This is a genomic window from Dyadobacter sp. CY345, from assembly GCF_021502725.1.
Taxonomy (GTDB): Bacteria; Bacteroidota; Bacteroidia; order Cytophagales; family Spirosomataceae; genus Dyadobacter.
In genome coordinates, this window is the sequence record NZ_JAKFFS010000001.1 from 816,801 (window position 1) to 834,231 (window position 17,431).

Sequence of the window (17,431 nt, forward strand, 5' to 3'; positions counted from 1 at the left end):
GTAATTAGAATGTCAGATTTAAACCTATCAGGAATTGACGTGTGTTAGGATAAACACCTTCGTCAAGACCAAAGGCAGTAGAACCAGCAACCTGGCTTTGTCCAACTTCCGGATCCGGACCTGAATATTTAGTGATCGTGAACAGATTTGCAGTTTGAACGTAAACACGAAGTCTTTCAATTTTCAGGCTTTGTGTCAAACTTTTAGGCAAGGTGTAACCCAGCTGAGCATTTTTAGCGCGCAGGTACGATCCGTTCTCCACATAGTAAGAGTTTGGAACGTTTGTAGTACTGAAAGAACCTGTGTTTTCCTGAATTGGCGCGGTTGCATTCATGTTCGTTGGAGTCCATGAATCATATAAAGCGGTATTGCTTTTCGCTCCCTGGAAATTGGTATAGAAGTCGTTCCACCATTTCAGGTTATTCCAGATTTCATTGCCTTGTACACCATAGAAGAAAATACCAAAATCAAAGTTTTTATAGTTTGCTCCGATATTTAAACCATAACTGAATTTAGGACTTGGGTTACCAAGGAAAGTACGGTCATCAGAAGTTATAATCCCATCTCCGTTGATATCTGCATAACGGAAACGACCGACTTTAACTTCGTTTTGATAAACTGCGTCAGCGTTCCCTGATATCTCAATAGCGCTGGCATTTGCCTGATCGATTTCCTGCTGAGTATTCCAGAAGCCATCGATCTGGTACCCGAAGAACTGACCGATTGAGTGCCCAACAGCATTACGAATAATGTTACTACCGTTGAACCGGCGACTTTCCTGATCAAAATATGTAGCTCCGTCTGTGATCTTTTTGATCTCGTTGTTATAAGTTGTCAACGTAACTGTCGCATTTAGCTTGAAATCTTTTGTGATATTCTTTTCAGCATAAATCGACATGTCAATTCCCTTATTTGCCATTTTACCAATGTTTACAGCTGGCGCAGTACCTTGTCCAACGGTACCGGCCAATTCAGGAGAGAACAGCAAATCATTGATATTTTTTTGGTAGTAGTCAATGGTTAGGTCCACTGCGCCGTTGAATAAAGTTGCATCGATACCAATGTTTGAGTTGATATTACTTTCCCATTTAGCATTTGGATTTCCAACGCGTGTTCTCTGGAAGCCTTGTACTGTGCTGTTTCCTGTTCCACGGATATCATAAAATGAATTGCTTCTGTTCAGTCCGTATGTTGTGAAAGCATTAGCAGGGTTAACATTGAACTGGTTACCCATAATACCATAACCTCCACGAATTTTAAGATCTGAGATCCAGTCAACACCTTTCATGAAAGCTTCTTCTTTCACTCTCCATCCGGCGCTTACGGCAGGGAACAAACCGAATTGGTTTGTGAAACGTGACGATCCATCACGACGGATTGTAGCGCTTAACAAATAACGATCTTTGAAATTGTAGTCGATCCGTCCGATATAAGAGAATAAGGCGTCCGAATATTTTGCGCTGTAGTTAGTCGGAGTTCCTGACCCGGTTGACAAAATTGTATAGTTTGGGTCAAAAGAAAAGTAGTTCTGAGAAGTACCACCCACTTCACGTCCAGTGCTTGTATAAGCCTCAGTTCCGGCTAACACTTTAATCGAATGAACGTCATTAAATGTATGTTCATAAGACAAAGTGTTTGTCCATGTCCAGTTGAAACCTGTATTTGTGTATTCAGTGTAGGCGTTTGTCGTTACGTTTTCAGCATTTTCCCACTCAGGATAAGCGAATGAATTTCCTCTCTCTGAATAATAATTACCACCGAAGCTTGAGCGGACGACAAAGTCTTTAAGGAAATCAACTTCGGCGAACATATTTCCGAATACACTATTGTTCAATCCAACGTTGTTACGTGCGCGGTCACGAATAGCGACAGGATTTTTCGCATTACCCAGACCACTTCCGAATGAGCCCGCATAATTTCCCTGAACATCATAAACCGGAATGATCGGTTGCATACGATAAGCCATACCAATCGCACCGCCTTCTTCAAGAATTGTAGATCTTGGATTGTTCACCAATGCCAATGCAATGTTTTCGCCAACACGAATGTGCTTGCTTACATTATATTGACTATTTGCACGAACCGTATATCTTTTCAAATAAGTGTTCGTCAGGTTTCCCTGTTGGTTAAAATGGTTGAACGAAAACATGTAACTTCCACCCGTTCCGCCGCCGCTCACCGACAAGTTATGGCTTTGGATCGGAGCATTTTTGAATATTTCGTGGAACCAGTCCGTACCTTGTTTGTTTGCTTTTACGATTCTGTAAAAAGAATCCATATCAGCTTTGTCCGTGTAGTTCGGGTTTACATAATATTTGGAAAGATCAACCGAACCTTCACTCATACCTGTCGGTACGATATAGTCGGGTAAAACCGGTGTTGCTCCGCTTCCGTATTGTGGATCATTAATCGCAACGCCTGAATTTTTTAGCGCCAGAAATTTAAGGTCAGCCATGCCCTGAGATGAAAGCGCGTCATAAACATTTCCTTTCTGAACTGTTTGTGATCCATAATACATGTCATAGCTAACTTTCACTTTTCCTGTACCACGTTTTGTTGTGATAACGACCACACCATTCGAGGCACGAGAACCATAGATAGAAGCAGAACCTGCATCTTTCAAAACCTGCATTGTAGCAACGTCATTCGGATTAAGGTTGTTGATATCCTGCGTTGGTACTCCATCCACAACATAAAGCGGCGTGTTGTTACCAAAGGAGTTGATACCACGGATACGAACCTGCGGAGCCTGGCCCGGCTGACCAGAAGTAAGTACCGTCACACCTGATGCACGTCCTTGCAACTGATTTGAAAGGTTTGAGTTAGCCTGTTCTGTAAGTTCAGCAACTTTTACAACCGAAACTGCACCAGTCAAATCCTTCTTTTTGGCAGTACCATAACCGACAACAACTACTTCGCTCAATAATTTTTCGTCTGTTGTAAGTATAACGTTTGCCGTAGTTTGGCTTGCCGAAACTTCAACATCCTTTGAACTGAAACCAACGAAACTGAATGTCAAAGTTACATTTCCGTCCGGCGCGTCAATCTTATAGGATCCCTCGCCGTCCGTATTTGTTCCTCGTGAGCTGCCTTTCACAATCACAGAAACACCTGGAAGGCCTGCACCGCTTCCATCAGTAACCATACCGGAAATTGATCTTTCAAGTGCCTGGCTTTTGAATTTTTGAGGCGTAAGATCTTCTGTCTGTAATTTAATACGTTTAAGAATAATCTGCTTTCCTGAAACCTCGTAAGATAAATTAAGCGGATTTAAAATCACCTTTAAAACCTCTCCCAGTTGCTGCTGCTGAAGATTTACAGAAATTTTTCTTTCTGCTTTAATCAGGCTTGAACTGTAAAGAAACTTCACTTTTACTTGTTCTTCTATCGTATTAAGCACCTTACGAACGTCCTGATTTTGCATCTGAAGCGTTACGCGGTTATTCAGGATTTCCTGGGCCTCGCTCACACGCGCCATGGAAATAGTCGACAGAAGTGCTGCAATGATGAGTTGAGTACAACTGAATCTCATAATGATCTGCCAATGAGCATAGTTAGGATACAATTTTTTCATAACTTTACTTAAGTTTTGTTTAAATGGAAAAAATGGGCAAAACAAATCCTCCATCCGTTTGGAGCGGATGTAAATCGTGTTGGGGATTAAATTGATCGGGTTGGTGATGGTGCAAACATCATCAACCTTTTTTTATTATTATTAATCAGGTCATAGTGAACAGGTTGGTTAGAAAGGTTAGGTTTAACTGGTAATTTATAGTTTGTGTAAAGTTTTTTATTCCTGATGACACCCTCTGCCGCTAATGACCACACGTGCGTCTACAATTTCAAAATTTGCTTCTATGCCTTTGCATATCAAATCAATTTTGTCGTAAAGGTTTTCATTGGTAAATGATGCAGTTAAAAGACAACTTCCAAAAAGTTCTTCATCATAAACAATATCAATTCCGTAGGTCTGTTCGAGGTTTGCAAAAATTTGTGAGACATTTTTATCCTGAAATTTTAACATAGGAGCTGGCAAAACTGAGGAAGCAATAATTTCAGGTGACTCTACCAATGATTTTTTAATTCTTATCTCTTCTCTGGAAAAAAGAACTTTTTGGTTAGGCGTAATAATGGTACCACCCAGTTCTGCATTAGATTGATTAAGCTTTGCATCCGGATCGTTTCTTGTGAAAACTGAAACTTTTCCGGTTTTAACCTCAACCTCTACTTGTTTTTCACAATCAAATGCCTTTACGATAAAACTTGTGCCTAATACTTTGGTTATCAATTCATTGGAATATACAAAAAATGGGCGGTCAGGGTTTTTGGTAACATCGAAAAATGCCTCTCCGGAAAGATAAATTTCTCTCTTGTTATTTTTTTCAAAATCTTCGCAATAGCTGATACACGACATGGGTTGAAGAACCACCGTGCTGGAATCTGGCAATGTAAAACTCAGGGGTTTGGATGAGTTGTTGGTTTTTTCATTTAGGGGTGATTCTGCAGACGATATTAATTCCTCGTAGGTGATTGATTTATCGTTGTCTGCTGGTTTGATAAGCCAGCCTAATAGCAAAATCAACATAGCAGCTGATGCAATTGATAATGCAGTAGAAGAAGAAAATATCTCGATAGAGAAGAAGCGTTTTTTATTTTTTACCGAGTTGATGTTGAATAATAAATCTTCAACCTTTTGATCAGTGGGAAATTGATTTTCAGAATCCTTTTTAAGTTCAAGCAAAATAGATTTAGCGTTTGAAATCATTTCCGATTTTTCCGGATAACGGATCAAAAAGTCTTTCCAATACAGATCCTTTTCAGGTGCCGGATCATAAATCCATGCCCTAAAATCATTATCTTCAAGAAAGTCAGTTACCTCGTAATGGTAATAACTCATATCGATTGAACTATTCTGTGAAAAAATAAAACTTGACCTCTACACTGAAAGAGAAGGTTAGCTAAATATTTAACTCACTTGAAGGAAGATATTTTTAAAAAAATAAAAATAAACCTGTAAAAAGTAGGGAGATTGTAAGCTGGCGCAGTTTTAGAACGGCACGTTGTAGCAGGTTTCGAACGGATTGTTCATTAATAGAGAGGATTTCGGCAATTTCCTCATGATTAAAATCCTGATAGAATTTTAGCATGAGCACTTCATATTGCCGAACCGGCAAATTTTTTAGCCAGAGATTAAGGTCGTCTTTTTGTTTTTGAAAACTTTCGGCTTCGATCATCTCATACTCTTTGGGAAATGAAACAGGATGGATGCCTTCCTCAACATTCTCCCAACATTGAATATTCTGGAGTTTCCCGGTTTGATGTTTGTGAATGCGGCGCCTAAGCGAACGGAATAGGTAAAACTTCGGAGATTCAACATCCGCAAGCCTAGCCCTGCTTTGCCAAAGGTCGATAAATAGGTCTTGCACCATATCTTCAACCGTCTCTTCGTCCGCGATTAGCTTTTTCCCATAAGCATATAGCACACGCACGTATCTTTGATAGAGTGTCGTAAACGCATCTTCATCACCTCGTTTGAAGGTCTGCCAAAGTAATTTGTCTTCTGTATGTATAGAGTTTGGCGTCAAAAAGTCAGTTAGATTAGATTTTCCAAAAGTATCAAAAATTATTAAAATAGAACAATTTTGGCAGCCCTACTTTGCGGATATTATCATTTTTTTATCGAATATTGATAATTTAATTTAAGTTACAAAATTTAAATAATAAATATAATTTTATATGGAAATTATTTATAAAAGTTATTTTTCGTAAACAGGATGATTGTTTATGGAAGACTATAATATTGGAATTATTTAATTTCATGAATAGTTTTTTTGATGTTATTTTCTAAAATGATGAAAGGCGTATGTGTATCCCAGGTCGGCGCTAAATCTGGTTGGTTCATAAATCCTTTTGAAAAATTTCCGAGAATAATATCCTTGTCGCCGTCGTTGTCGTAATCATTTACGTCCATTGAAATCCATCTGCCGTCTTTACTAACAGGTACCGTACCAGGCTTCAAAAACTGGGTCGATTTATCAGAATCAATGAAATTTTCAAAGTAAAGAAATTTTTGTTCCGGTTTGTTTTTGAAATCGGCAAAGAAAGAAATTGTTGCAATATCCATATCACCATCCAGATCAAAGTCTGCTGCCATTGCTTTGGTACAGCCATTGACAGGATAAAAGGCGGACTGTTCGAAACGCATATTTCCTTTATTCAGGAATATATACAAACCATGATACGGTTTCAGGATTCTTGAATAATCACTATTATCACCGGCGGTGTAAATGATGTCAGGCCTGCCGTCATTATTCATGTCGGCCAACTGAAAACTGCTCGAACCAAATACCGGCGGAAAGCGGATAAGGTTTTTTGTAGTAAACCCACCCTTCCTGTCATTCAGAAACAACCAGATTCCCTCGTCTCCATGTGCGAAAAGGGTGACAATGTCTTTCCACCCGTCACCATTGAAGTCTCCGGTTTCACTTTGTGTTGCTCCTGCTGACGCCCGGATTTCAATATTCTTGAATTTTCCGTTCGTGAGTTGCCTAAGCCAGAATAATCCTCCCCGTGTATGTCCGAAGCTGCAAATAATATAATCCATCAACCCATCACTATTCAAATCCACGGGCCTCGTCTGGATAGGACGTATATAGCTGTCAGATAATTGCCCGGAGGTGACTTTATCACGTTTGCGGTCGAAAATCAAAATTTGGCCAATTGTATTGTCGAGTGCACGCATACCTCCCATGCTGGTAACAATTTTTTGACGTTTGTCAAAAGCGATGTCCACAGCCGCTGTTTCGAGAGGCTCAGATGCAATTTTATCAAGCTTTTGATTCCATTGATACAAGGCAGGTTTATTAAGAGAACTCGTGTAAATATGCTGATCCTCAGGGTTTATTGCAGTCAGTGTCGTTGCCGAAACTTCGGATGAATCTCTTTTTGGTTTCTTAATATCAAAAATGGATATATCCCTGTTTACAGATGATAATTGATGATGCGGTTCCAGTTTTTCCGGCGCCAGTGTTTGATAATAACTGACTATTTTTTGCCAGTCACTACTTGATATTCTTGCCTGTTTTGTATGAAAATAAACGTTTCCCTGTAGCACCTCTATACCCAGCTGTTCAGCCATAGCCGGCAATACGCTTGTAACCCAGGTTGTCTTATCAAGCAAGGAAGGGGACGGCGCGAGATGACAGCCCGAGCAATGTAATTTTACGAGTGGTTTTGCATATTCACCCGGCCTCGCATGACGCGTGTTGCAGTTGAAAAATGTTATTAAAATAATAATAAACAGACAGTTACAAAACACATTCTGAAAAATATTCAGTCTCATGAAGATCGTTGGTTATAGGTACACCAGATTATTTCAAAGCTATAATTTTGTAACCCAAAGTTATATGTAACCTTAAATAGTACAAAAGGTTACACTATTTCGACTTACTATAATACAATTTATTATCTAAATAAAAATATTCCTCTCAATTGCACAATTATATGATTGAATAATAATACATTTGGATCGATATTAATTAACCTAACTAAATTTTATGAAACAAATCTACACGAGCTCCGTCAGGAGTTTAGTCTGCTGTTTCTTTTTATGCTTCTCGACTATGGTCACCATGGCTCAGGAACGGAAAGTAAGCGGCCGTATTACAGATATCGCCGGCTCTGGAATTCCAGGCGCGACAGTCGTAATCAAAGGCACCCAAATGGGAACCAACACCAACAGCGAAGGTCAGTATACTTTAAATGTCCGGTCAGCAACTGACGTACTCGTTATCAGTTTCGTTGGCTATGCAACCAAGGAAGTGCCTGTTGGGAACCAAAGTGTTGTCGATATTAAAATGGACGACGACGTGTCGGCCCTCGAAGAAGTGATCGTTACTGGATACACGGTTGATAGTCGCAGAGAGACCACCGGTGCGGTAGCAACAGTGAAGTCAAAGGATTTGACAGCTTCTCCTTCCGGAAACGTTGAACAACAACTTCAGGGACGTGTTGCCGGCGTAACTGTTATAACGAACGGTCAGCCGGGTACGACCAGCCAGATTCGTGTCCGCGGGTTTGGTGCGTTTGGTGGTAACGAACCTTTGTACATTGTTGACGGTATTCCGACAGGTTCGACGGATTTTTTAAATCCTGACGATATTGAATCTACTACGGTTCTTAAAGATGCAGCGGCTGCTTCTATCTATGGTGCGCGTGCAGCCAATGGGGTTATTGTTTATACCACTAAAAAAGGTACGAAAAAAGCTAAAAAGTTAAGTGTGACTTACGACGGGATGCTTGGATTTACCACGCCCGGAAAAGGACAAAGCATGCTTAATCCGCAGGAACAGGCAGACTGGACCTGGCAAGCGGAGAGAAATAATGCATTTCAAACAGGAGATGCTCCTAATTTTTCAAATATTGCCAGCGGCCAGTACGGCAGCGGTAATACGCCCGTGCTTCCTGATTACATCAACGTAGGAGGAAGAACCGGCGTAATCGGTACGTTAGATCTCGCTGCTGAAAGACTGAAATATAATGTTGACCCAACAAGAGGATCGATTTATCAGGTTGTAAAAGCAAACAAACAAGGAACAGACTGGTATGATGCGATTACCCGTGTAGCACCAATTCAAAGACATTCATTAGGCTTTTCGGGAGGTTCGGAAACGAGCAGGTATTATACAGGTTTCAGCGTTCAGGATCAGAAAGGGATACTTTTAAACAATAGTTTTAAAAGATATGCTTTCCGGGTTAATACAGAGTTTGACGTATTGAAAAATCTGAGGATCGGTCAGAATGCTCAGTTTACTTACCTACAGGTTTTAGGACAAGGCGGTGGAGGAGGTGGTCAGGGTGTAGCTGCTGACGAAAACGATATTCTTTCAGCTTTCCGGATGCCGTCAATTATTCCGGTTTATGATGAGTTTGGTGGATATGCAGGAACAGCAGCAAAAGGTTTTAATAACCCGCGTAACCCGGTAGCAGCCCGGGATGGTCAGGCGAATAACCGCGGGTTTGCCGGACAAGGTTTCGGTAACCTTTATGCTGAACTGGATATTATCCAAGGTTTGACTTTCCGCACAAGCATCGGTGCTCAGTATACCAGTTACAGCAACAGAGGATATAGCAGGCTGCAGTATGAAAACTCTGAAAATAACTCAGCTTTTGGATTCAACGAGGGTGCCGGACATCGTTTGGCATGGACATTGACCAATACTTTGAACTATAAAAAACAACTCGGGTTGCATACAATTGATGTGATCGTTGGTCAGGAAGCGTTGAACACAGGTGCTGGAAAAAATCAGTCATCGTCAGGTTTGAATCCTTTCTCAACGGATATCAATTATATCAATATGACAAACGTGAGCTCAAAAGTTGTTAACAGCGATTATTACAAAGGTGTTAACTTTTACTCACTTTTTGCCCGAGCCAACTATACCTTCAATGACAAATACATTGTTACAGGGGTTGTGCGTAGAGATGGTTCTTCAAGATTCGGTGCAAACAATCGTTATGGTGTATTCCCTGCATTTTCAGCGGCATGGCGTTTGTCTTCGGAAGAATTCATGAAATCAATTCCTTTCATTACAGAGCTTAAAATTCGTGGAGGTTACGGTTTGATGGGGAACTCGAACAACGTGGATCCAAACAACCAGTATAGTTTATACGGAGCGAATATCGCTGAATCTGCATACGATTTGAATGGCACAAATACCAGCGCAATGGAAGGTTATTACCGTACGCGTATCGGTAACGTGAATGCAAAATGGGAAACCAGCGTCACGCAGAATATTGGGATTGATGGAACATTTTTCAAAGGAAAGTTTGATGTGATCCTTGATCTGTGGCAAAAAGACACCAAGGATTTATTGTTCCAGGTGCCGGTTACCGCAACTGCTGGTTACAGAGCATCAGCTCCTTCGGTTAACGTAGCAAAAATGTCAAACAAAGGGATTGACTTGCAGATCATCAACCGTGGCAAACTAAACAAGGATCTGGGATATGAGCTTAACTTTACAGCAGGGGTGCTTAAGAATAATATAGAATCCCTTGCGCCAGGCATTGAATACATCTCTTCCGCAGCTGCTAACCCAGGTTTCAGGGGAATTAATCCAATCAGAAACCAGGTTGGTCAATCTATATCTTCCTTTTTCGGATACCAGGTGGTAGGGCTTTTTGCTGATAAGGCAGAAGTTGACGGAGCAGCTACACAGGACGGTGCGGCTCCGGGGCGCTTCAGATATGCAGATTTGAATAACGATGGTACAATTGATTCGGAGGATAGAACGTATTTGGGTAGTCCGGTACCAAAATTCACAGGCGGTATCAATATCTCATTGAACTATAAAGGCTTTGATGTGGCAACCTATATGTATACTTCTCTTGGAAACAAAATCTTTAACGTCTCCAAATGGTTTACAGATTTTTATCCATCCTTTACCGGTGCAGCTGTAAGTTCAAGAGTAAAAGATTCATGGCTTCCTGACAACAGAAATACGCAAACGCCAATTTTCGAATCAACTTCAAATTTCAGTACGAACACGCAATCAAATTCTTTCTATGTAGAAAATGGTTCTTTCTTTCGTATGCAGAATATTACATTGGGATACACACTTCCAAGCCGTCTTTTGAGCAAGATAAAAATGCAGAAACTTAGATTTTATGCTTCTACAAACAACTTGTTCACAGTCACAAAATACCAGGGACTTGATCCAGGCGTAGGAGGTAACGCAGATACTAACTTCGGTATTGACGTAGGAAATTATCCAATCACAAGAAGTTATACGTTTGGTGTTAATCTTGGATTTTGATAAAACTCAATCAAGACATTATTTCAAAAGTTGATATCAAATAATTGAAATCAAAAATATTATCAAAATGAAAAAAACTAAATCAAAGGGATTATTGCTGGTAGTTTTTGCAATAATGCTGATAGGGTATTCATGTAAGGAAAGTTTCCTGGAAGTACCAGCCACCGGGCAATTGGATGAAGCACAACTTTCCGATAAAAAAGGTTTGGAAGGTGTTTTAGTATCGGTATATGGACAACTAAATGGTCGTTCCAACCGTATGGCCAGCGCAAGTAACTGGGTTTGGGGAAGTATTCGCGGAGGTGATGCCAACAAAGGAACCGATCCTGGGGATTTCAGTGATATTAACCCGATTCAACGGTTTCAATATATTACTACGCAAGGTGTTATTGCTGACAAATGGACTGGTTTGTATGAAGGAGTTGCGCGTGCTAACCTGGTTATGAGATTGATAGGGGTTGCAAAAGAAGATGTGACTGACGCTGACAAATCAAGAATTTCAGCGGAAGCCAGATTTTTAAGAGGTCACTATTATTTTGAACTGAAAAGAGGCTTTAACAATACGCCATACGTAGATGAAACGGTAGATTATGGAACGGGTATCGAAAAAGTATCCAATGATAAGGATCTATGGCCTTTTATCGAGGCTGATCTAAAATTTGCTTACGACAATTTGCCTGAAACACAGGCAGCAGCTGGTCGGGTTAATAAATGGGCAGCCGGAGCTTACCTTGCAAAAGTCTACATGTATCAGAAAAAGTTTGCAGAAGCAAAGGTGCTTTATGATCTGATCATTGCTAACGGACAAACTACGAATGGCAAAAAGTATGCACTTGTTCCACGATTTCAGGATGCATTTAAAGCAAGCAATGACAATAATTCTGAATCAGTTTTTGCCATCCAGGCAGCAGCTAATACAGGTAGCGTAAACAACGCAAACCCGGAATTTGACCTTAACTGGCCATACAATACGGGTCCAAATGGTCCAGGGAACTGTTGTAGCTTTTTTGCTCCAAGTTTTGAATTGGGTAACTCTTTCCGGACGGACGCAACAGGTTTGCCACTTTTGGATGGAACGTACAACAGTGCGGCTAACGAATTGAAAACAGATATGGGACTAAAATCTTCGGACGCATTTACACCAGATGCAGGCCCTGTAGATCCTCGTCTTGATCATTCGATTGGACGTAGAGGAATTCCGTATCTTGACTGGATCGATCACCCAGGTAATGACTGGATTCGTAATCAGCCAAATGCAGGTCCATATACAACCAAAAAATATGCTTATTACAGAACTGATATCGGTAGTTTGCAGGATAACAGTTCATGGACTCCGGGATACACCGCGATCAACGTAAATATTATTCGTTATGCTGACGTATTATTGATGGCAGCTGAGGCAGAGGTTGAAGTTGGATCGCTGGAAAAAGCACGCGAATATGTTAATTTGGTGAGAGCACGCGCATCAAATCCTGCAAGTTTTGTAAAACGTGCATCGGGTGAAAACGCTGCAAATTATGTGATTGACACTTACAAAACAGCATGGGCAAGCAAAGACGCTGCTCGCACAGCAGTGCGTTTCGAAAGAAAGCTTGAACTTTCAGGAGAAGGACACCGGTTTTTTGACTTAGTAAGATGGGGAACAGCAGCCGCTGAAATTAATGCTTATCTGGCTTATGAAAGTAAGAAATTAAGTGGTGCTCTGGGCGGTTCTACATTTACAGCAAATAAGAATGAATATCTTCCTCTTCCACAGGATCAGGTTGACCTTATCGGCAAGGATATTCTTATTCAAAATCCGGGATATTAATTCAAAAGTCCTATCAATAAAATAAAGGAGATGGTGCGTAAGTACCATCTCCTTTTCTTAATTTCAGCTGGTGCTTACTCCGTAAATTTTCTCTATGTCCGTACGATATTTACTCTTGTTATTTTTAGTTATCCCGTTGCTGAATTCCTGTAAAAAAAAGCTGAAAACTTTTACCATGCTGGACAGTGAGGAAACGGGTATAAATTTTTCTAATCGTATCGCAGAAAATGATACGATGAACATTCTTGCCTTTGAATATGTGTACAATGGCGGCGGAGTGGCACTTGGAGATTTTAATAATGATAGCCTGCCAGATATTTACTTTACTGGAAATTCAGTAGATAATAAGCTCTATTTGAATAAAGGAGCCGATGACGACGGTGGTCTCCGGTTTGAAGATGTTACAAAAAAAGCAGGCGTGGCTGCTGAAAATAAATGGTCGTCAGGTGTGGCACTCATCGATATAAACAATGACGGACTATTGGACATTTATGTATGTTCGACAGTGCGTAAAGTTGCGAAAGAAAGAGAAAATCTGCTGTATGTCAACCAGGGAATGGGAGCCGATAAAGTTCCGGTATTCAAAGAAATGGGAAAAGAATATGGAGTTGCTGATACAACACACACGACAAACGCAGCATTTCTGGATTACGACAACGATGGAGATCTGGATTTGTTTCTGGTGGTCAATGAAATGGATGATAATAATTTTCCAAATAAGTTTCACGAAAAAATAATTGACGGATCTTCTAAAAGAACAGACAGACTTTATAGGAACGATTGGGACAAAACACTTGGACATCCGGTTTTTACTAATGTTTCAAAAGACGCAGGAATTCTTATTGAAGGTTATGGTTTGGGGGTAAATGTGACCGACGTTAACCAGGATGGTTGGAAAGATATTTATGTCACCAATGATTATCTGACGAACGATCTTTTGTATATCAATAATGGGAAAGATGCTGCCGGAAAACATCTCGGTTTTACGAATATGGCAGATGCGGCTTTCAAACATACCTCACATTCCGCAATGGGAAATGATGTTGCAGATATCAATAATGATGGCTTACCTGATATCGTAGCCCTGGATATGATGCCAGCGACAAATTTCAGGAAAAAGATGATGACTCCCGCAAGTAGTTATATCACTTACCAAAACTATGAACTGTATCATTACCAGTATCAGGTGGCAAGAAATACCCTTCAGTTGAATCTTGGCAAAACAAAAAAAACGAACAAGAGTCCTGTTTTTAGTGAAATAGGGCTGTTAAGTGGTATTGCTGAAACGGATTGGAGCTGGACGCCGATGGTGACAGATTTTGACAATGACGGTTTGCGTGATATTATTATCACCAATGGTTTTCCAAGAGATATTACCGACATGGATTTTATTGCTTACCGGAATGAGGTGGGGAACGTGATGACCAAAATGATGTTACTGGATTATGTCCCTTCGGTTAAAATAAAAAACTTTGCATATAAAAATAAAGGGAACCTGCGCTTCGAAGATGTTACGGACGACTGGGGTATCGAACTGCCAGGTTTTTCCAACGGAGCAGCGTATGCAGATCTTGATAATGACGGTGACCTCGATTATGTGGTCAATAACATTAATGATTCGGCCGCGGTCTACCGAAATAATTCAATACAATTAAAGCCCGAAGAAAGTAATTATCTGCGGATCAAATTTAAAGGTGAAGGTTACAATGGCAATGGCATAGGGGCTGTTGCGGGAATAAGCTATAATGGAAGTCACAAGCAGTATGCCGAAAATTCACCTTTCAGAGGTTATTTGTCAACTGTGGAACCTGTAACACATTTTGGTTTGGGTAAGGTAAAAACGATTGATAAACTTGTAGTCACCTGGACCGGGGGAAAAACTCAGACCCTCAGAAATGTAAAAGCGAATCAGGTTTTGACGGTTTATGAAAAAAATGCAAAAGAGGAAGCTGAACCTGCAAAAGCTGTTGAGGAGGCACTAATGCAGGATATCACTGAACTTTTAGACGTAAAATACCGACACGAAGAACAAGACAATATTGATTTTAATGTTCAGAAATTATTGCCGCATAAGTTGTCTCAATATGGTCCTGCACTCGCGGTTGGTGACGTAAATGGAGATAAACTTGACGACGTTTTCATTGGCGGGGCAATGTTTCATAAGGGAAGATTTTTATTGCAGCAACCCGACGGAAAATTTGTAAACACCGATTTACTTCCAGGAGCTGACGGCCCTTCGAAAAATGCTGAGGATATGGGCGTTTTGTTGTTTGATGCGGATCTGGACGAAGATCTGGATTTATATATCGTCAGCGGGAGTTATGAAATGCAGGCTAACAGCGACGCTTTGCAGGACAGGTTATATATCAATAATGGAAAGGGACAATTTTCTCAAAATGCCAGTGCCTTACCCAAATTCCTGAAAAGCGGGTCTTGTGTAAAAGCAGCGGACTATGACCGGGATGGCGATCTGGATCTTTTTATCGGTGGAAGGGTTGAGCCCGGGGCATATCCAAAGCCTGTTTCCAGCTATTTACTTCGTAATGATTCTGCTGGTGGACAGGTTAAGTTTACAGACGTTACGAAGTCAATTGCTCCGGAACTCATTAATATTGGTTTGGTCTGTGACGTTCTTTGGACGGACTTTGATAACGACGGCTGGGTCGATTTGCTTGCGGCAGGCGAATGGATGCCGCTGACTTTTTTTAAAAATGTAAAAGGCACATTCAAGAAACATAACTCCGGACTGGAGAACCAGAAAGGGCTTTGGGGAACGTTGGCCACCGGAGATTTTGACAATGATGGCGATATGGATTATCTGGCCGGTAACCTGGGACTTAACTCCTTGAACCGGGCAAGTGATAAGCAACCAATTGGCATTTATGCGAAGGATATAAACAAAGATGGTTTTTTTGACGCGATTCCAACCGTTTTTTATAAAGGGAAAGATGGCAGTTATAAAGAATTTCCATACAATACCCGTGATGAAATGGGCAAACAGATCATTCAGGTTAGGCAGCGTTTTCAGGAATACGGTAAATTTTCAGATGCAGGTATTAAGGATATTTTTAAACCGGATGAGCTGAAAGATGCTTTGATGTTGAAAGCGAACTGGTTAAAAAGCAGTTACGTTGAAAACCTGGGAGGAGGGAAGTTTAAAGTGCACGAATTACCTGTTGAGGCTCAGTTTGCACCGCTTTTTAGCATGGTGACTGAGGATATTGATGGCGATGGAAATCTCGATGTAATGTTATGCGGAAATGATTTTGGTTCCGATGTTTCTGTTGGTAGGTACGACGCGTTCAATGGCCTGATTTTGAAGGGGAATGGGAAAGGTGGGTTTGGTTCGCTTAGTTGTGAAAAAGGTGGGTATATGGTTACCGGTAATGCCAAAGCGATGGTGAAATTGTCTGCTGCCGATGGTAAGTTAATGACGATAACATCTCAGAATAAAGATTCCCTAAGATTTCATCAATCTCGCTCCATGATGAAATCAGTGCCATTACTTGCGACGGAAAATACGGCGATCCTTAAACTGAAAAACGGCAAAATTCGTCGTGAAGAAATAAATTACGGCTCTTCCTTTTTATCTCAATCTGCGCACAAATTACTTTTGCCCGACTACGTTTTGAGTGCAGAAATTATTGATGCAAAAGGTGAGGCGAGAATTGTCAAGTAAAATCTCTATCAAAACAATCAGGGAGATCCATTGATTTCTCTGATTGTTTAAATATATCGCTTCACCAGTTGTTAATCTGACCTAAGCCGATTTCTGATTCTAATCCAAAATTGCGCAGCAGTTCCGTGAGTTCCTACAAATTATTTTTTTTTCATTTCTATAAATCGCAGGGAGCACAACAAATTGCCTGTTTAACTTCCAATCAAATTCACTAAATCCTTGATTAAGGTTTGACATTCTGTCGCTATAAGTTCGCTTGTTCCGCGGATTGTAGGTAAACTTCTGCTTTGGTTTCGCGAAAACTCGCCAATAAGCAATTAAATCATTGGCTAATTAGGAGATATAGTTGCACAATTAAGAATTTAGGTAACTTTTACGTTTTTCCTAAAATAATTATATAAAGCCATAAATAGTACTATTTGTTGGAATAGTACAACATGAGTTAAAGTTGTACTAAAAATACTATTATCAAATATTAAACTACTTGTTGCACTTTTACTATAAGTATATGATTATTCTAATATTAACATAGGACTGTGATATGAACTTTTCAATGTGAAATCTTTCTTATTGACTTGTATTAAGATTGTTATCTACCTTTGACATATCGAAAGCAAGAAAAAAGCCGCTTTCAAAAGATTAGCTTAGAATTAGAATTTAAATTTAACAATATCTGTAAAGTACAATTCTTAACAGAAAGTTTAAACAACATAAAACATTAGAGACATCATGAAAAAAACAATCTTAGCAATCGCAGTTTTGGTGGGAGTATCAACTGCAAGTTTCTCATTCGCTGGTGAAAAAGTTAATAACACTGGTGCTGCTGCAATCGAATTGGTTTCTGCTGACAACCTTACTTTCAGACTGAAACTTGACAGTGTTAAAGAAAAATCTTCTGTAACGATTAAAGACGAAAACGGATCAGTGCTTTACAGCTCTTCAATTCCTAAGTCTGAAAATTATTCAAAAGTATTTGACCTGTCTAACCTTTTGGATGGTAACTACACTTTCATTGTAAACAATGGAACTGAAATCACTGAAAAACCTTTCGTAATTGCTACTGAAACAAAACGTTTAGTAACAGCAGTTAAATAATTCAGAGCTGATCTGATCAGCATAGGGTTATGA

8 protein-coding genes are annotated in these 17,431 nt (G+C 40.1%); 4 read left to right on the forward strand and 4 right to left on the reverse strand.

Translation table 11 applies throughout. The features are described 5' to 3' along the window. Nucleotides 1-4: 4 nt before the first annotated feature. The 4 genes from L0657_RS03480 to L0657_RS03495 all read right to left on the reverse strand — a co-directional run bounded on the left by L0657_RS03480 (nt 5) and on the right by L0657_RS03495 (nt 7,342). The gene (locus L0657_RS03480) at nt 5-3,574 is read right to left on the reverse strand and encodes a TonB-dependent receptor (protein ID WP_235149005.1); all 3,570 of its coding nucleotides are present in this window, start codon (nt 3,572-3,574) and stop codon (nt 5-7) included. A gap of 216 nt (nt 3,575-3,790) precedes the next feature. Beyond that, on the reverse strand, nt 3,791-4,897 hold the full coding sequence (locus tag L0657_RS03485; RefSeq protein ID WP_235149006.1) for a FecR family protein: 1,107 nt from the start codon (nt 4,895-4,897) through the stop codon (nt 3,791-3,793). Nucleotides 4,898-4,991: 94 nt separating this feature from the next. Then, nucleotides 4,992-5,585 (reverse strand): RNA polymerase sigma factor, encoded by a 594-nt coding sequence (locus tag L0657_RS03490; RefSeq protein WP_235149007.1) that lies wholly within the window; start codon nt 5,583-5,585, stop codon nt 4,992-4,994. A gap of 221 nt (nt 5,586-5,806) precedes the next feature. Next, nucleotides 5,807-7,342: a VCBS repeat-containing protein gene (locus L0657_RS03495; protein ID WP_235149008.1), complete on the reverse strand. Its 1,536-nt coding sequence runs from the start codon at nt 7,340-7,342 to the stop codon at nt 5,807-5,809. Between the two features lie 214 nt (nt 7,343-7,556). Here L0657_RS03495 and L0657_RS03500 point away from each other — a divergent pair, with 214 nt between their 5' ends. The 4 genes from L0657_RS03500 (at nt 7,557) to L0657_RS03515 (ending at nt 17,398) form a co-directional block, all read left to right on the forward strand. Next, nucleotides 7,557-10,814, forward strand: coding sequence for a SusC/RagA family TonB-linked outer membrane protein (locus tag L0657_RS03500; RefSeq protein ID WP_409014965.1), 3,258 nt, complete (start codon nt 7,557-7,559; stop codon nt 10,812-10,814). Between the two features lie 67 nt (nt 10,815-10,881). After that, nucleotides 10,882-12,624, forward strand: a complete 1,743-nt coding sequence (locus L0657_RS03505) for a RagB/SusD family nutrient uptake outer membrane protein (protein WP_235149009.1) — start codon at nt 10,882-10,884, stop codon at nt 12,622-12,624. A 94-nt stretch (nt 12,625-12,718) separates the two neighbouring features. Beyond that, a complete protein-coding gene (locus L0657_RS03510; RefSeq protein ID WP_235149010.1) occupies nt 12,719-16,303 on the forward strand; it encodes a VCBS repeat-containing protein in 3,585 nt (1,194 codons plus the stop codon). Nucleotides 16,304-17,032: 729 nt separating this feature from the next. Then, a complete protein-coding gene (locus L0657_RS03515; protein WP_235149011.1) occupies nt 17,033-17,398 on the forward strand; it encodes a DUF3244 domain-containing protein in 366 nt (121 codons plus the stop codon). Nucleotides 17,399-17,431: the final 33 nt, after the last annotated feature.

What these genes read in the sequence shown, in the direction of transcription:
- L0657_RS03480 (WP_235149005.1), bottom strand. Translation starts at nt 3,574, where the DNA reads ATGAAAAAATTGTATCCTAACTATGCTCATTGGCAGATCATTATGAGA.
- L0657_RS03485 (WP_235149006.1), bottom strand. Translation starts at nt 4,897, where the DNA reads ATGAGTTATTACCATTACGAGGTAACTGACTTTCTTGAAGATAATGAT.
- L0657_RS03495 (WP_235149008.1), bottom strand. Translation starts at nt 7,342, where the DNA reads ATGAGACTGAATATTTTTCAGAATGTGTTTTGTAACTGTCTGTTTATT.
- L0657_RS03500 (WP_409014965.1), top strand. Translation starts at nt 7,557, where the DNA reads ATGAAACAAATCTACACGAGCTCCGTCAGGAGTTTAGTCTGCTGTTTC.
- L0657_RS03505 (WP_235149009.1), top strand. Translation starts at nt 10,882, where the DNA reads ATGAAAAAAACTAAATCAAAGGGATTATTGCTGGTAGTTTTTGCAATA.
- L0657_RS03510 (WP_235149010.1), top strand. Translation starts at nt 12,719, where the DNA reads ATGTCCGTACGATATTTACTCTTGTTATTTTTAGTTATCCCGTTGCTG.
- L0657_RS03515 (WP_235149011.1), top strand. Translation starts at nt 17,033, where the DNA reads ATGAAAAAAACAATCTTAGCAATCGCAGTTTTGGTGGGAGTATCAACT.